Below are 16,747 nucleotides of genomic sequence, written 5' to 3' on the forward strand. Positions count from 1 at the left end.
GCTCCTCCGGCCTCGTTGGCCCCGGTGCGTGTCAACAACGTCATGCCCTCCTACAACTAGGGTGGGCGCAGGCCCGGGATCCGACCCCGACCGCCCGGTCGTCTCACGATGTGACGCTTTATCTCACATTGCGAGACAGGCGGGTGGTCGATGGCGGACGGGGCGCACGGCTGTCGATACTGAGACCACCCCGAAGGACCCGGCGGCCCGTGTCCCCACCTCAGACTCCGCCACGCCGGCCCGATCCGTCATCGACGCGGCCACGGTCCCCGACGCCCGACGGATCCGAACGACGACCGTCCGACGCCCCCGCGACGGACACGCAGCGACGAACGCAGTGAGGTGACCCCATGAGCACGACCCCCCGCGACGCCCGCGCGGCGGTCCCGCAGGTCCCGACGCCGGCCTCCCGCCCGACGGAGACCGCCCGGGTCCAGGAGCGCCGTCCGGCCCCCCGGCCCGAGATCGTCGAGCCGCGGGTGCCCGGCGAGGGCTCCCGCGTCGAGCCGACCCGGATGACCGGCTCCGAGGGCATCATCCGCTCCCTGGAGGAGCTGGGGGTCACGGACGTGTTCGGGCTGCCCGGCGGCGCCATCCTGCCGACCTACGACCCGCTCATGGACTCCGATCGGATCCGCCACATCCTGGTGCGCCACGAGCAGGGTGCCGGTCACGCGGCGCAGGGCTACCACCTGGCCACCGGCAAGGTCGGCGTGGCCATCGCCACCTCCGGTCCCGGCGCCACCAACCTGGTGACCGCCATCGCGGACGCCCACATGGACTCCCAGGCGGTCGTGTTCATCACCGGCCAGGTCTCCTCCGCCGCGATCGGCACGGATGCCTTCCAGGAGGCGGACATCGTGGGCATCACGATGCCCATCACCAAGCACTCCCGGCTCGTGACCCGGCCCGAGGACGTCCCCCAGGCCCTCGCCGAGGCGTTCCACATCGCCGCCACGGGCCGGCCCGGGCCCGTGCTCGTGGACGTCACCAAGGACGCCCAGCAGGGCGAGTTCGAGTTCGCGTGGCCGCCCCGGATCGACCTGCCCGGCTACCGCCCCGTCCTGCGCGGCCACCCCCGGCAGATCCGCGAGGCCGCTCGGCTGATCCGCGAGGCCCGGCGCCCCGTGCTGTATGCGGGCGGCGGCGTGGCCCGCGGCGAGGCCCACGAGGAGCTGCGCGCCCTCGCCGAGCTCACGGGCGCCCCGGTGGTCACCACCCTCACCGCCCGCGGCGTCTTCCCCGACTCGCACCCCCAGCACCTGGGCATGCCGGGCATGCACGGCGGCGTCCCCGCCGTGGCCGCGCTCCAGCAGGCCGACCTGCTGATCACGCTCGGCGCCCGCTTCGACGACCGCGTGACCGGTCACCTGCCCTCGTTCGCCCCCGGCGCCCGCGTGATCCACGCGGACATCGACCCGGCCGAGATCTCCAAGAACCGCACCGCGGACGTGCCGATCGTCGGCCACGTCAAGGAGATCATCCCGGACCTGGTGGCCGAGCTCGCGACGGACCCCGAGGCGCTGCCCGACCTCGCCGACTGGTGGGCGGTGCTGCGGCGCCTGCAGGACACCTACCCGATGGGCTGGACCGAGACCGAGGACGGCCTCCTCGCGCCCCAGGAGGTGATCTCGCGTCTGTCGGCCCTGTCCGGTCCCGAGGCCACCTACGTGGCCGGCGTCGGCCAGCACCAGATGTGGGCCAGCCAGTTCGTCGCCTACGAGCGTCCGCGCCAGTGGCTCAACTCGGCCGGCCTCGGAACGATGGGCTTCGCCGTCCCCGCCGCGATGGGGGCGCAGGTGGGCGAACCCGACCGCGTGGTCTGGGCCATCGACGGCGACGGCTGCTTCCAGATGACCAACCAGGAGCTCGCCACGTGCGTGATCAACCGCATCCCCATCAAGATCGCGGTGATCAACAACTCCTCGCTGGGCATGGTGCGCCAGTGGCAGACCCTCTTCTACGACGGGCGCTACTCGAACACGGACCTGAACACGGGCCATGACACCGCCCGGGTGCCGGACTTCGTCAAGCTCGCCGACGCCTACGGCGCCGCGGGCCTGCGCTGCGACCGCCGGGAGGACCTGGACGACACCATCCGGCAGGCCCTCGCCATCGACGACCGCCCCGTGATCGTGGACTTCGTGGTCTCCCGCGACGCCATGGTCTGGCCGATGGTCCCCGCGGGGGTCAGCAACGACGCGATCCAGGTGGCCCGGGGCATGACGCCCGACTGGGACCAGGAAGACTGAGGAGGGCAACCGATGGAACGCCACACCCTGTCCGTGCTCGTCGAGGACGTGCCCGGCACCCTGACCCGCGTGGCCGGCCTCTTCGCCCGGCGCGCGTTCAACATCCACTCGCTGGCCGTGGGCGTCACGGAGGTCGAGGGCCTGTCCCGGATCACCGTGGTCGTCGACGCCGACACGGACCTGCTCGAGCAGGTCACCAAGCAGCTGAACAAGCTGATCAACGTGATCAAGGTCGTCGAGCTCACGCCCGACTCCTCCGTTCAGCGCGACCACCTGCTCGTCAAGGTGCGCGCCGATGCCGCCACCCGCGGTCAGGTCGTCCAGGCGGCCGACCTGTTCCGCGCCCACGTCGTCGACGTGGCCCCGGAGTCCCTGACCCTCGAGGCCACCGGCACCCGTGACAAGCTCGAGGCCTTCCTCGAGATGATGGAGCCCTACGGCGTGCGTGAGCTCGTCCGCTCGGGCACCCTCGCCCTCGCCCGGGGGCCGCGGTCCATGACCGACCGCGCCCTGGCCCGCTGACCCGTCCCGATCCACCCATCCCGTGAGGAGAACAGCATGACCGTGAAGAAGTTCTACGACGACGACGCCGACCTGTCGATCATCCAGGGCCGCACCGTGGCCGTCATCGGCTACGGCTCCCAGGGCCACGCCCACGCCCTGTCGCTGCGCGACTCCGGCGTGGACGTGCGCATCGGCCTCGCCGAGGGCTCCAAGTCCCGCGCCAAAGCCGAGGCCGAGGGCCTGCGCGTCGTCGACGTCGCCACCGCCGCCGCCGAGGCCGACCTGATCATGATCCTCACCCCGGACCAGGTCCAGGCCGACGTGTACGAGCAGCACATCGCCGGCAACCTGCAGGAGGGCGACGCCCTCTTCTTCGCGCACGGCTTCAACGTGCGCTTCGGCTACATCCAGGCCCCCGAGGGCGTCGACGTCGCCCTGGTCGCCCCCAAGGGCCCGGGCCACGTGGTGCGCCGCGAGTTCGAGGCCGGCCGCGGCGTGCCCGCGCTGATCGCCGTCGAGAAGGACGCCTCCGGCCAGGCCCACGCCCTCGCCCTGTCCTACGCCAAGGCCGTGGGCGGCACCCGCGCCGGCGTCATCGAGACGACCTTCACCGAGGAGACCGAGACCGACCTGTTCGGCGAGCAGGCCGTGCTCTGCGGCGGCGCCTCCCAGCTCGTGCAGTACGGCTTCGAGACCCTCACCGAGGCCGGCTACCAGCCCGAGATCGCCTACTTCGAGGTGCTGCACGAGCTGAAGCTCATCGTCGACCTCATGGTCGAGGGCGGCATCGCCAAGCAGCGCTGGTCCATCTCCGACACCGCGGAGTACGGCGACTACGTCTCCGGCCCCCGCGTCATCACCCCCGACGTGAAGGAGAACATGAAGGCGGTCCTCGCCGACATCCAGTCCGGCGCCTTCGCGCAGCGCTTCATGGACGACCAGAAGGCCGGTGCGCCCGAGTTCAAGGAGCTGCGCGCCCGAGGCGAGGCCCACCCGATCGAGAAGACCGGCCGCGAGCTGCGCCAGATGTTCTCCTGGCTCAAGGACGCGGACGACGACTACACCGAGGGCACTGCGGCCCGCTGAGCCGCCTGAGCCCCCGACGCCGGCCCCGGGCATCGCGCTTCGGGGCCGGCGTCGCATTCCGGCCACGGTCCGGTCACGCGTCTAGGCTCGGACCGGAGCGCGGGCCGGCCCGCCTTCCATCCCACCGCACCACACCTCCAGGAGCACCCGTGAGCGCAGCCCAGCCCGTCGTCCTGATCGCCGAGGAACTCTCGCCCGCCACCGTCGAGGCCCTCGGCCCCGACTTCGAGATCCGCCGCACGGACGGCGCCGACCGCGCCCGCCTCCTCGAGGACCTGCGCGACGTCGACGCGGTGCTGATCCGCTCGGCCACCCAGATGGACGCCGAGGCGATCGCCGCCGCGCCGCAGCTGAAGGTCATCGCGCGCGCCGGCGTCGGACTGGACAACGTGGACGTGCCCGCCGCCACCGAGGCCGGCGTCATGGTCGTCAACGCGCCGACGTCGAACATCATCTCCGCCGCCGAGCTCACCTGCGGCCACATCCTGGCCGCCGCCCGCAACATCGCGGCCGCCCACGGCTCGCTGAAGGCGGGGGAGTGGAAGCGTTCGAAGTACACGGGCGTCGAGCTGTACGGCAAGCGGCTGGGCGTGATCGGCCTGGGCCGCATCGGCGCGCTCGTGGCCGAGCGCATGAAGGCGTTCGGCATGGAGATCCTCGCCTACGACCCCTACGTGACCACCGCCCGCGCGCAGCAGCTCGGCGCGAGCCTCGTCGAGCTGGACGAGCTGCTCGAGCGCGCCGACGTGGTCACGATCCACATGCCCAAGACCCCCGAGACGGTCGGCATGATCGGCGATGAGCAGTTCGCCCGCATGAAGGACACCGCGATCATCGTGAACGTGGCCCGCGGCGGCCTCGTGGACGAGGACGCCCTCGCCCGCGCGCTCGAGGCCGGGACCATCGGGGGTGCCGGCATCGACGTCTTCAGCTCCGAGCCGGCCACGGACCTGGCGTTCTTCGCCCACGACTCCGCCGTCGTCACCCCCCACCTGGGCGCCTCGACCGCCGAGGCCCAGGAGAAGGCGGGCGTCGCCGTCGCCGGCTCCGTGCGCCTGGCCCTCTCCGGCGAGCTCGTGCCGGACGCCGTGAACGTGGCCGGCGGCGCGATCCACGAGGACGTGCGCCCCGGCCTGCCGCTGGCCGAGAAGCTGGGCCGCGTGCTCACCGCGCTGGTGGGCGAGCAGTCCATCACGGCCGTCGAGGTGGAGATCGCCGGTGAGATCGCCGAGCACGACGTCTCCGCGATGCGCCTGGCCGCCCTGAAGGGCGTGTTCACGGACATCGTCTCGGACCAGGTCTCCTACGTGAACGCCCCCGTGCTGGCCGAGCAGCGCGGCGTCGAGTGCCGCCTCACCACCACCGCGGTGTCCGAGTCCTACCGCAACACCGTCACGGTGCGCGCCGCGACCGCGCAGGGCGCCCAGACCGCCGTCACCGGCACACTCACCGGCCCGCGCCAGGTGCAGAAGCTCGTGGGCGTGGACCGGCACGAGCTCGAGGTGCCGCTGGCCGACCACCTGCTCGTGTTCGCCTATCAGGACCGCCCGGGTGTGATCGGCGTCCTGGGCCAGGCCCTCGGGGTGCAGGGCGTGAACATCGCCGGCATGGACGTCTCGCGCGACGACGAGGGCGCCGCCCTGGCCGTGCTGACCCTGGACGGGGCGCTGTCCGGAGACACCGCGGCCACGCTGGCCGCGGCCATCGGCGCCGCCCGTGCGGCCGAGGTGGACCTCTCCGTCTGACCCGTCAACGCCCGGGCGGGCAACGCGGGGCCGGCGCGCGTCGCCCTGTGTTGAGATGGTGTCCATGTCGCGTCCAGCCGAGCCCCGCCCCGCACCCGCCCCGACCGCGCGCGCCGCAGCGGCCCGCCCCGCCACGCCTCCGGGCGTGCAGGGCCGCTGGGCCCGGCGCGCGGCGGGCGGGCTGATCGGCGTCAGTGTCCTGCTCGCCGCCTGGTCGTTCGCCCTCCCCTTCGTGTTCGGGCTGGGCCCGCGGCAGGTGCCGTGGTGGCGCGAGGTCTTCGACGTGAACCACGAGGCCAACCTCACGGCGTGGTGGAGCTCGGGCCTGCTCCTGCTGGGGGCCGCGGGCTTCACCACGGTGGGTCTCGTGCGCCGCGCGCTGGGGGCGGATCGGCGGCGGAGCCTGCTCGCGTGGTTGACCCCCGCGGCCCTGCTGGCGGCCATGAGCTTGGACGAGTCGACGCAGATCCACGAGCAGGCCGGCCAGCTGTGGGAGGTTCTGCCGTTCGCGGGGGAGAACCCGCTGCCCGCGTTCCAGTGGCTGATCCTCGGCGCGCCGGCCGCGATCGTCGTCCTCGGGCTGCTCGCGCTGTGCACCGTCGCCCTGCCCCGCCGGACCCGAGCGCTGACGGTGGCGGGCGGCGCGGTGTTCTTCTTCGGCGCGATCGTCCTCGAGGCGGTGCCGCTCGTCTTCGGGATCGGGCGCAGCACCCTGGCCTACCACGTGGCGACCCACGCGGAGGAGCTGACCGAGATGATCGGGGCGTCCGTGCTCGTGGTGGCCCCGTGGGCCCACCTCCACCTGCGGCCTGCGCCGGGCCATCTGCAGGTGACCGCCGACGGCGTCCCGGACGCCGGCGAGGACGACGTCGTCCTCGGCGCGGGCCCCCGGCCCCGCCGGTAGACTCGACGACTGTGACTGACGCCCGCGCCCCGTACTACCTGACCACGGCCATCTCCTACCCGAACGGCGAGCCGCACATCGGCCACGCCTACGAGTACATCGCCTCGGACGCGATGGCCCGCTTCCAGCGGCTCGACGGGCGGGACGTGCGCTTCCTGACCGGCACGGACGAGCACGGCCAGAAGATGGAGCAGACGGCGCAGCAGCAGGGCCTGAGCGCCCTCGAGCTGGCGACGCGCAACGCCGCCGTCTTCAAGGAGATGGACGACGACGTCCTGGACATCTCCTACGACCGCTTCATCCGCACCACGGACACGGACCACGCCGAGGCCGTCCGCGAGATCTGGCGGCGGATGGAGGCCAACGGGGACATCTACCTCGGCTCCTACGCCGGCTGGTACTCCGTGCGGGACGAACGCTACTTCGGCGAGGACGAGACCGAGGTGGATCAGGACGGGGTGCGCCGCGCCGTCGAGACCGGCACCGAGGTGACGTGGACGGAGGAGGAGTCCTATTTCTTCCGCCTGTCCAAGTACCAGCAGCCGCTGCTGGACCACTACCGCGAGCACCCGGACTTCGCCGCCCCCCGGTACCGCTTCAACGAGGTCATCCGCTTCGTGGAGGCCGGGCTCGAGGACCTGTCCATCTCCCGGACCTCCTTCCAGTGGGGCATCGACCTGCCGGCGCCCGCGGACCCCGACGCCGCCGACGCCGACCGGCGCGCCGACCACGTCACCTACGTCTGGGTCGACGCGTTGACGAACTACCTCACCGGCGCGGGCTGGCCCGCCGAGGACCCGGAGGCGTTCGCGCGCTACTGGCCGGCGGACCTGCACGTGATCGGCAAGGACATCTCCCGGTTCCACTGCATCTTCTGGCCGGCGTTCCTCATGTCGGCCGGCCTCGAGCTGCCGCGCCGCGTCATGATCCACGGCTTCCTGAACAACAACGGGGCCAAGATGTCCAAGTCCCTGGGCAACGTGGTGCACCCGCGGGAATGGGTGGCCCGGTACGGCCTGGACGCCATCCGCTTCTTCCTGCTGCGCGAGTTCCCGTTCGGCGCGGACGGCTCGTACAGCCACGAGGCCGTGGTGAGCCGCAAGAACGCGGACCTGGCCAACAACCTCGGCAACCTCGCCCAGCGCTCGCTGTCCATGGTGGCCAAGAACTGCGGCGCCGCCGTGCCCGAGCCGGGCGAGTTCACCGAGGCGGACCGCGCCGTCCTGGCCCAGGTCGACGCCCTGCTGGAGCGCTCCCGGTCCGCGTACGCGGTGCAGGACTTCCACGACGCGCTCGAGGAGACCTGGCGCGTGCTCGGCGAGGTCAACGCCTACTTCGCGGACCAGGCCCCGTGGGTGCTGCGCAAGACGGACGAGCCGCGCATGCGCACGGTGCTGTACGTGACGTTGCAGGCCGTGCGCCGGGTGGCCCTGCTCGCGCAGCCGGTGATGCCCGGCTCGGCCTCGCGGCTGCTGGACCTGCTCGGCGTCCCCGCCGAGGGCGACGCCGGCCGCACCGGCGCGTCCGGCACCGGCCCGCGGTCCTTCGCCGCGTTCCACGAGGACCTGGTCCCCGGCACGCCGCTGCCCGCCCCGCAGCCGGTCTTCCCGCGCCACGAGGAGCCCGCCGAGGACTGAGCCCGTCCGGAGGGTGAGACCGGGTGTCACACGATGTGGTCCTCACGCGTGCCCCGCGTAGCCTGAGGGCCATGACCGAGACCACACGCAGCTCCGCAGACCCCTTGGACATCGCCGTCATCGGCGGCGACGGCATCGGCCCCGAGGTCACCGACCAGGCCGCCGCCGTCCTGCAGGCGGCGTTGCGTGCCGAGGGGCGTCCGGAGGCCCGGCTCACCCCGTATCCGCTGGGTGCGGAGCACTGGCTCGAGACCGGCGAGGCGCTCACGGACGAGGTCCTCGAGTCCCTGCGCCGCCACGACGCGATCCTGTTCGGGGCCGTCGGCGCCGCGCCCGGGGACGAGCGCATCCCGTCCGGGCTGATCGAGCGCGGCATGCTGCTCACGCTGCGCTTCGCGCTGGACCACGGCGTGAACCTGCGCCCGGCCACCCTGCTGCCCGGCGCCGTCAGCCCCCTGGCCGCGCCCGGCGAGATCGACTTCACCGTGGTGCGCGAGGGCACGGAGGGGCCGTACGTGGGCAACGGCGGTGCGATCCGCGTGGACACCCCGCACGAGATCGCCACCGAGGTCTCCGTGAACACGGCGTTCGGCGTGCGCCGCGTCGTCGAGGACGCCTTCCGTCGCGCCGACGCGGGCGAGCGCAAGCGCCTCACGCTCGTGCACAAGCACAACGTCCTGGTCCACGCCGGCCACCTGTGGCGCCGCACCGTGGAGTCCGTGGCGGCCGACTTCCCCGCGGTCACCTGGGACTACATGCACGTCGACGCTGCCACGATCTTCCTGGCGACGGACCCGGCCCGCTTCGACGTGATCGTGACGGACAACCTGTTCGGGGACATCATCACGGACCTCGCCGCGGCCGTGACCGGCGGCATCGGGCTCGCCGCCTCCGGCAACATCAACGTCGAGGGCACGGCGCCGTCGATGTTCGAGCCGGTCCACGGCTCCGCTCCCGACATCGCGGGCCAGGGGGTCGCCGACCCCGTGGCCGCCATCCTCTCCGCCGCCCTGCTGCTCGAGCACGTGGGCGAGGCCGGCGCGGCGGCGCGCGTGCGCACCGCCGTCTGGGCGCACCTGAGGGACCGGGTGGAGGGCGCGCGGGGCACCACCGCCGAGGTGGGCGCCGACGTCGTCGCGCGGGTCTGACGCGCGGGCCCGGCGCGTCGACGCCGGGTCTAGGATGGGGCGACGGCCTGTGGCGTGTGCCACGCCCGGCGCCGTGGCCCCCGCGCGTCGTGCCCGGCACCGGAGCCGTCCCCATCCGTCACCCGTCACGAGGAGTGATCCCACCGTGTCCGAGACCGTGTTCACGCGGCAACCGCATCTGTCCCCGATGTCCGATCAGCAGCGCGTCGAGATCCTCCAGGACCCCGGTTTCGGCAACGTCTTCACGGACCACATGGTCTCGATCGACTGGACCTGGGACGAGGACGGCGGCGCGTGGCACGACGCCCGCGTGGAGCCCTACGGACCGCTGTCCCTGGACCCCTCGGCCGCGGTGCTGCACTACGGCCAGGAGATCTTCGAGGGCCTGAAGGCCTACCGGCACGAGGACGGGTCGGTGTGGACGTTCCGCCCCGAGGCGAACGCGGCCCGCCTGAACCGCTCCGCCCGCCGCCTGGCCCTGCCGGAGCTGCCCGAGGAGCTGTTCCTCGGCTCGCTGCAGGCCCAGCTCGAGGCGGACCGGGCCTGGGTGCCCACCGGCCCGGGCCAGTCCCTCTACCTGCGCCCCTTCATGTTCGCCTCCGAGGCGTTCCTCGGCGTCCGCCCGGCCCGGCAGGTGCGGTACATGGTGATCGCCTCCCCGGCCGGCAACTACTTCGGCGGCGAGCTCAAGCCGGTGACCATCTGGGTCTCGCGCGAGTACGCCCGCGCCGGCAAGGGCGGAATGGGCGCGGCCAAGACCGGCGGCAACTACGCCGCCTCGCTGCTGCCCCAGCTGCAGGCCGCGGCCAAGGGCGCCGACCAGGTCGTGTTCCTCGACCAGTACCACGACGACGCGATCGAGGAGCTCGGCGGCATGAACGTGTTCTTCGTGCACGCCGACGGCCGCCTCGTCACCCCGGCACTCACCGGCACGATCCTCGAGGGCGTCACCCGCTCCTCGATCCTCCAGCTCGGCCGGGACATGGGCCTGACCGTCGAGGAGCGTCGCGTCACCCTCGCCGAGTGGGCCGAGGGCGTCCGCTCGGGCGAGATCACCGAGGTCTTCGCGTGCGGCACCGCCGCCGTCGTGACCCCGATCGGCCGTCTGCTCGACGGCGACGACGTGATCGAGTCCGCCGGCGGGGCCGACGTGGCCCTGAAGATCCGCGCCGAGCTCGAGGGCATCCAGACCGGGCGCGTCGAGGACCGCCACGGCTGGCTGCACCGCCTCGTCTGACCCCACCCCACGAACGGAGACCCCCGTGAGCTCGCACCGCTCCTCCGCGCCCGCCGAGGGCGCCCCACTCCCGGCCACGACGCCGGAAGACCTCCCGCCCACCGAGGCCGCCGGCCGGCCCCGCTGGACGCCCGCGAAGATCGCCGTCTGGGTGGCCGTCGCCCTGCTCGGCGGCGTCGCCTGGACCATGCTCGCCCTGCACCGCGGCGAGACGATCAACGCGATCTGGTTCGTGTTCGCCGCCGTGGCGACGTTCGCGATCGGCTACCGCTTCTACTCGAAGTACGTCGAGCGCATGATCGTCCACCCGGACGACACCCGCGCCACCCCGGCCGAGTACCGGGCCGACGGCCGGGACTACGTGGCCACCGACCGCCGCGTGCTCTACGGCCACCACTTCGCGGCCATCGCCGGCGCCGGTCCGCTCGTGGGCCCCGTGCTCGCCGCGCAGATGGGCTACCTGCCCGGCACCATCTGGATCATCGTCGGCGTGATCCTGGCCGGCGCGGTCCAGGACTACCTCGTCCTGTTCTTCTCCATGCGCCGCGGCGGCCGCTCGCTCGGCCAGATGGCCCGGGACGAGCTGGGCCGCGTCGGGGGCACCGCCGCGATCGTCGCGACCCTGCTGATCATGGTGATCATCACGGCCATCCTGGCCCTCGTGGTGGTCAACGCCCTGGGCGAGTCCCCGTGGGGCGTGTTCTCCGTGGCCCTGACCATCCCGATCGCGATCTTCATGGGCCTGTACCTGCGCTACCTGCGCCCGGGCCGGATCACCGAGGTCTCGATCATCGGCTTCGTGCTGCTCATGGCCGCCATCATCGGCGGCGGCTGGGTCGCCGAGACCGACTGGGGCGTGGCCCTGTTCACCCTGGACCGCGTGACCATCGCGTGGGGCATCATCATCTACGGCTTCGTGGCCGCCGTGCTGCCCGTGTGGCTGCTGCTCGCGCCCCGCGACTACCTCTCCACCTTCATGAAGATCGGCGTGATCGCCGGCCTCGCCGTGGCCATCGTGATCGTGCAGCCGCAGATCACCGCCCCGGCGATCTCCGAGTTCGCCTCGGGCCAGACCGGCCCGGTGTGGCCCGGTTCGCTGTTCCCGTTCCTGTTCGTGACCATCGCGTGCGGCGCCCTGTCCGGCTTCCACGCGCTGATCGCCTCGGGCACGACGCCGAAGATGGTGGAGAAGGAGCGCCAGACCCGCTTCATCGGCTACGGCGGCATGCTCATGGAGGCCTTCGTGGCGGTCATGGCGCTCGTGGCGGCCGTGTCCATCGACCGCGGCATCTACTTCGCCATGAACGCCCCCGCCGCGCTCACCGGCGGCACCCCCGAGACGGCGGCCGCTTGGGTGATGAGCCTGGGCCTGGCCGGCGTGGACGTCACGCCCGAGCAGCTCACCGCGCTGGCGAACCTCGTGGGCGAGGACACGGTCGTCTCCCGCACGGGTGGCGCCCCGACGCTCGCCGTCGGGCTCTCGATCATCATGGGCCAGCTGATCGGCGGCGAGGCCCTCATGGGCTTCTGGTACCACTTCGCCATCATGTTCGAGGCGCTGTTCATCCTCACCGCCGTGGACGCCGGCACCCGCGTGGCCCGCTTCATGCTCCAGGATTCCCTGGGCAACGTGGTCCCGCGCTTCAAGGACACCGGCTGGCGCGTGGGCGCCTGGGTGTGCACCGGCATCATGGTGGCCGCGTGGGGCGCCGTGCTGATCATGGGCGTGACCGACCCGCTGGGCGGCATCAACACGCTGTTCCCGCTGTTCGGCATCGCCAACCAGCTGCTGGCGGCCATCGCGCTCGCGGTGGTCCTGGCGATCGTGGCCGGCCGCCGGCACTTCCGGGGCCTGTGGATCGTGGCGCTGCCGCTGGCGTTCATCACCGTGGTCACCACCGTGGCGTCGTTCCAGAAGATCTTCTCCTCCATCCCGGCGGTGGGCTACTGGGCGCAGCATCGCGCGTTCCAGGACGCGCTGGCGGCGGGGAAGACGAGCTTCGGCGCCGCGAAGTCCGTGCCGGCCATGGAGGCCGTGGTCCGCAACACCTTCATCCAGGGCACGCTCTCCGTCGTCTTCCTGGTGTTGGCGCTGATCGTCATCACGACGTCGGTGCTCGCCACGGTGCGCGCCTTCCGCGGCACCGAGGTCATCGACCACCAGGACCCGTACGTGCCCTCGCAGCGCTTCGCCCCGGCCGGGCTGTTCGCCACGGCCGAGGAGAAGGAGCTGCAGCGGAAGTGGGACGCGCTGCCGGCGGACCGGCAGCCGGTGCGGGGTCACTGACGTGGCCGATCCGCGCGCGACGCCGGCCGGGCCCTCCTCCGCGGAGGGCCCGGCCGGCCCGTCTCGGCCCAGCGTGTGGGCCCGGGCGCGCTGGTGGGTCCGCCAGCTCTCCGGCGAGGGGAAGTACGACGCGTACGTGGCCCACCACCGGGCGCACCATCCGGAACGCGCGCCGATGACCGAGCGGGAGTTCTGGCGGGCCGAGTACGCGCGCCAGGAGGCCAATCCGGGCAGCCGCTGCTGCTGAGCGGTCTCGACCCGCCCCGCACCGCGCCGCGCTGAGCCAGACGAATCCGCCCGCGAGCCAGACGAATCGGTCTCCTCAGGCCGTCCGCCGCGGCCGAATCGTCTGGCTCGCGACGTCAGCGGGGTCGGCATCGGGTGGGGTGTCCGGCGACGGCGCCCGCCGCTCACCCACTAGGCTGGCGGCCATGCGCATCGCCCGTTTCGTGGACCAGGCCGAACCGACCTACGGCATCGTGGAGGGCCCGGCGGACGCCGACCTCTCCGAGCTGAGCATCACCGCCCTGCAGGGGGACCCGTTCTTCCATGGGATCCAGCCGACCGGCACGACCCACCGCCTCGAGGACGTGCGCCTCGTGGCCCCGATCATCCCGCGCTCGAAGATCGTGGGCGTCGGCCGCAACTGGGCTGACCACGCGAAGGAGCTCGGCAACGAGGTGCCCGCCTCGCCGCAGTTCTTCCTCAAGCCGAACACCTCCGTGGTGGGGCCGAACGAGCCGGTGACCCTGCCGAGCTGGTCGGACGAGGTCTCCTACGAGGCCGAGCTCGCCGTCGTCATCGGCACCATCTGCAAGGACGTGCCGGTGAGCCGCGTGGACGACGTCGTGTTCGGCTACACCGTGGGCAACGACCTCACCGCCCGCGACGCCCAGCGCACCGACCTGCAGTGGGCCCGCGCCAAGGGCTTCGACGGCGCCTGCCCGCTGGGCCCGTGGATCGAGACCGAGCTGGACGTGGAGCCGGCCGGCGGCCTGCGCATCACGTCTCGGCTCGACGGCGAGACCCGCCAGGACGGCACGACGGCGGACATGGTCTTCGGCGTCCGCGAGCTCGTGGCCGCGGCCTCGGAGATGTTCACCCTCCTGCCCGGCGACGTGATCCTGACCGGCACCCCGGGCGGGGTCGGGACGGTCCAGGAGGGCCAGCGCGTCGAGGCCGAGGTCGAGGGCATCGGCGTCCTCGCCACCGTCTTCCGCCGCTGACGCTGGCGCCCGACGACGGCGTCCGGGCCCCGCGTAGACTCGGGGCATCATGACTGACGCCACCGCTCCCGTGTCCGAGAACGCCCCCGCCCCCTTCGCCGACGTCCCCCAGGTGGACGCCGAGACCCCCGTGCGCGTGCGCTTCGCCCCCTCGCCCACCGGCACCCCCCACGTGGGGCTGATCCGCACCGTCCTGTTCAACTGGGGCTGGGCGCGGCACACCGGCGGCACCCTCGTGTTCCGCATCGAGGACACGGACGCCAAGCGCGACTCGGAGGAGTCCTACCAGCAGCTGCTCGAGGCGATGCGCTGGCTCGGGATCGACTGGGACGAGGGCGTCGAGGTCGGCGGTCCGCACGAGCCGTACCGTCAGTCCCAGCGTGGGGAGATCTACGCGGACGTGATCGAGAAGCTCAAGGCCGGCGGATACATCTACCCGTCCTACTCGAGCCCCGAGGAGACCGAGGCCCGTCACCGGGCCGCCGGCCGCGACCCCAAGCTGGGCTACGACGGCTACGACCGTGACCTCACGGACGAGCAGATCGCCGCCTTCGAGGCCGAGGGCCGCGCGCCGGTCTGGCGGCTGCGCATGCCGGACGAGGACATCACCTTCACCGACCTGGTGCGCGGGGAGATCACCTTCAAGGCCGGCTCCGTGCCGGACTTCGTGGTGGTGCGCGCGGACGGCTCGCCGCTGTACACCCTCGTGAACCCGGTGGACGACGCGCTCATGGGCATCACCCACGTGCTGCGCGGTGAGGACCTGCTCTCCTCGACTCCGCGCCAGATCGCGCTCTACCGCGCCCTGCACGCGATCGGCGTCGCCCGGTACATGCCGGTGTTCGGCCACCTGCCCTACGTGATGGGCGAGGGCAACAAGAAGCTCTCCAAGCGCGACCCGCAGGCCAACCTGTTCCTGCACCGGGACAACGGCTTCATCCCGGAGGGCCTGCTGAACTACCTCGGCCTGCTGGGCTGGTCCCTCTCCGCGGACGAGGACATCTTCACCCCGCAGCAGTTCGTGGAGCACTTCGACGTGCACAAGGTGCTGGCCAACCCCGCCCGCTTCGACGAGAAGAAGGCGATCGCGATCAACGGCACGCACGTGCGCATGCTCGACGTGGCCGACTTCCGCGACCGTCTCGTGCCCTACCTGCACGCGGCCGGCCTCGTGGGCGAGCACCTGACGGAGCGGGAGATGCAGATCCTCACCGCCGCGGCCCCGCTCGTGCAGGAGCGCGTGCAGCTGCTCGGCGAGGCCGTCGAGATGCTCGCCTTCCTCTTCACGGCGGACCGGGACGTCCGGACGGCCGAGGGCGCCCTCAAGGGCATGCCGGCGGACCTGGGGGCCGCCGTCGCCGCGGCCCGGGAGGCGCTGGCCGCCCTGCCCGAGGACGAGTTCACCACCGAGCGGATCGAGGCGGCGCTGCGGGCCGCCCTCATCGACGGCCTGGGCCTCAAGCCGCGCCAGGCGTTCGGCCCCGTGCGCGTCGCGGTGACCGGCCGCAAGGTGTCCCCGCCGCTCTTCGAGTCGCTCGAGATCCTGGGCCGGGACTCCGCGCTCGCCCGCCTGGACCGCTTCGCCGCGGAGCAGGGCCTGGACCAGGACCAGCCCGCCGACGCATGAGCCGGGGCGCCAGCACGACGCCGGCCGGCGGGTCCGCGGGCGCGCCCGCGCCGCCGGCCTGGGACGCCGTCCTCTTCGACCTGGACGACACGCTGCTGGATCTGCGCTCCGCCCAGCACGCCGCGTTCGACGCGACGGTGCGCCGGCAGTGGGCCGGGGCCGCCGACGTCGACCCGGCGGTGCTGGCCGAGGCCACCGAGGCCTTCGCGTCCGACGTCGGCGGCCACTACGGGCGCTACGTGGCCGGGGAGCTGACGTTCGAGGAGCAGCGGCTGGCCCGCGTGGCCGACGCCCTGCGTGCGCTCGGCGTGCCCGAGGACGCGGCGACCCCGCTCGACGGCCTGTGGACCACCGACTACGAGGAGGTCGTGCGCGGGCACTGGGCGCTGTTCCCCGCGACCGCCGACGTGCTCGCCGAGGTGCGGGGAACAGGCCGTGGCGTGGGGATCGTCACGAACAACGTGGAGGCCTACCAGCGCGGCAAGGCCGACGCCCTCGGTCTGGAGTGGGTCGAGGTGCTGATCGGCTCGGACACGGCCGGGGCCCCGAAGCCGGACCCGGCCCCCTTCCTGGCCGGCTGCTCCCGCCTGGGCACGGACCCGGGACGTACCCTCATGGTGGGGGACAGCCTGCGTCACGACGTCGAGGGGGCCCGGTCGGCGGGGCTCGTCCCGGTGTGGATGAGCCCCGACGCCCCCGCCCACGGCGGGGCGGAGGAGCCGCTCTGGGACGATGAGCACGCGTGCTGGCGGATGCGGGCGATCGGCGGGCTGCGGACCTGGCTGGCGGCCTGATCCGCCGATTTTGCACACGCCGCCCGGAGGGTGTAGAGTTCTTACTCGTTGCCGGAGAGATCCGGGAACACCGCGCTCATGAATATGATGCACATCGGTCAGGCATGCTTGACTGACAGTGGGGTATGGTGTAATTGGCAACACAACGGTTTCTGGTACCGTCATTCTAGGTTCGAGTCCTGGTACCCCAGCGAGTCTTCGGACTCAGTGAACGCGCACGGGCGGAGACGCTCGGACGTGGCGCACGGCCCCATCGTATAGCGGCCTAGTACGCCGCCCTCTCACGGCGGTAACGCGGGT

At 72.5% G+C, this 16,747-nt stretch carries 13 protein-coding genes and 1 tRNA gene; all 14 read left to right on the plus strand.

Annotation, left to right across the window (positions count from 1 at the left end):
* The first annotated feature begins 350 nt into the window (after positions 1–350).
* The 14 genes from NR072_RS05600 to NR072_RS05665 all read left to right on the plus strand — a co-directional run bounded on the left by NR072_RS05600 (position 351) and on the right by NR072_RS05665 (position 16,638).
* Positions 351–2,252, plus strand: coding sequence for an acetolactate synthase large subunit (locus NR072_RS05600; RefSeq protein ID WP_101967178.1), 1,902 nt, complete (start codon positions 351–353; stop codon positions 2,250–2,252).
* 12 nt (positions 2,253–2,264) lie between these two features.
* Entirely contained in the window at positions 2,265–2,774 is a 510-nt protein-coding gene (ilvN, locus tag NR072_RS05605; RefSeq protein WP_002854209.1) for an acetolactate synthase small subunit, read from the plus strand.
* A gap of 36 nt (positions 2,775–2,810) precedes the next feature.
* The gene (gene ilvC / locus NR072_RS05610) at positions 2,811–3,842 is read left to right on the plus strand and encodes a ketol-acid reductoisomerase (RefSeq protein WP_036338342.1); all 1,032 of its coding nucleotides are present in this window, start codon (positions 2,811–2,813) and stop codon (positions 3,840–3,842) included.
* A 149-nt stretch (positions 3,843–3,991) separates the two neighbouring features.
* Positions 3,992–5,587, plus strand: coding sequence for a phosphoglycerate dehydrogenase (gene serA / locus NR072_RS05615; RefSeq protein WP_044659180.1), 1,596 nt, complete (start codon positions 3,992–3,994; stop codon positions 5,585–5,587).
* 64 nt (positions 5,588–5,651) lie between these two features.
* Entirely contained in the window at positions 5,652–6,491 is an 840-nt protein-coding gene (locus NR072_RS05620) for a hypothetical protein (protein ID WP_231862132.1), read from the plus strand.
* Positions 6,492–6,502: 11 nt separating this feature from the next.
* Positions 6,503–8,128 carry a methionine--tRNA ligase gene (metG, locus tag NR072_RS05625; protein ID WP_061867869.1) on the plus strand — a complete coding sequence of 542 codons (1,626 nt, stop codon included), beginning with the start codon at positions 6,503–6,505 and terminating at the stop codon, positions 8,126–8,128.
* Positions 8,129–8,199: 71 nt separating this feature from the next.
* Positions 8,200–9,276 (plus strand): 3-isopropylmalate dehydrogenase, encoded by a 1,077-nt coding sequence (locus tag NR072_RS05630; RefSeq protein WP_061867868.1) that lies wholly within the window; start codon positions 8,200–8,202, stop codon positions 9,274–9,276.
* A 145-nt stretch (positions 9,277–9,421) separates the two neighbouring features.
* A complete protein-coding gene (locus tag NR072_RS05635) occupies positions 9,422–10,513 on the plus strand; it encodes a branched-chain amino acid aminotransferase (protein WP_084776598.1) in 1,092 nt (363 codons plus the stop codon).
* Between the two features lie 25 nt (positions 10,514–10,538).
* Positions 10,539–12,800, plus strand: a complete 2,262-nt coding sequence (locus NR072_RS05640) for a carbon starvation CstA family protein (protein WP_256836453.1) — start codon at positions 10,539–10,541, stop codon at positions 12,798–12,800.
* Position 12,801: 1 nt separating this feature from the next.
* A complete protein-coding gene (locus NR072_RS05645) occupies positions 12,802–13,047 on the plus strand; it encodes a YbdD/YjiX family protein (protein WP_069941574.1) in 246 nt (81 codons plus the stop codon).
* A gap of 184 nt (positions 13,048–13,231) precedes the next feature.
* The gene (locus NR072_RS05650; protein WP_049145179.1) at positions 13,232–14,026 is read left to right on the plus strand and encodes a fumarylacetoacetate hydrolase family protein; all 795 of its coding nucleotides are present in this window, start codon (positions 13,232–13,234) and stop codon (positions 14,024–14,026) included.
* Between the two features lie 49 nt (positions 14,027–14,075).
* The gene (gene gltX, locus NR072_RS05655) at positions 14,076–15,653 is read left to right on the plus strand and encodes a glutamate--tRNA ligase (RefSeq protein ID WP_061867865.1); all 1,578 of its coding nucleotides are present in this window, start codon (positions 14,076–14,078) and stop codon (positions 15,651–15,653) included.
* Positions 15,650–16,447: an HAD family hydrolase gene (locus tag NR072_RS05660; protein WP_256836454.1), complete on the plus strand. Its 798-nt coding sequence runs from the start codon at positions 15,650–15,652 to the stop codon at positions 16,445–16,447. The genes gltX and NR072_RS05660 overlap by 4 nt, the downstream gene beginning before the upstream one ends.
* A 119-nt stretch (positions 16,448–16,566) precedes the next feature.
* Positions 16,567–16,638 (plus strand) — tRNA-Gln (locus NR072_RS05665).
* The last annotated feature ends 109 nt before the right edge of the window (positions 16,639–16,747 follow it).

The organism is Micrococcus sp. Mcc89, assembly GCF_024519795.1.
Taxonomy (GTDB): domain Bacteria; phylum Actinomycetota; class Actinomycetes; order Actinomycetales; family Micrococcaceae; genus Micrococcus; species Micrococcus luteus.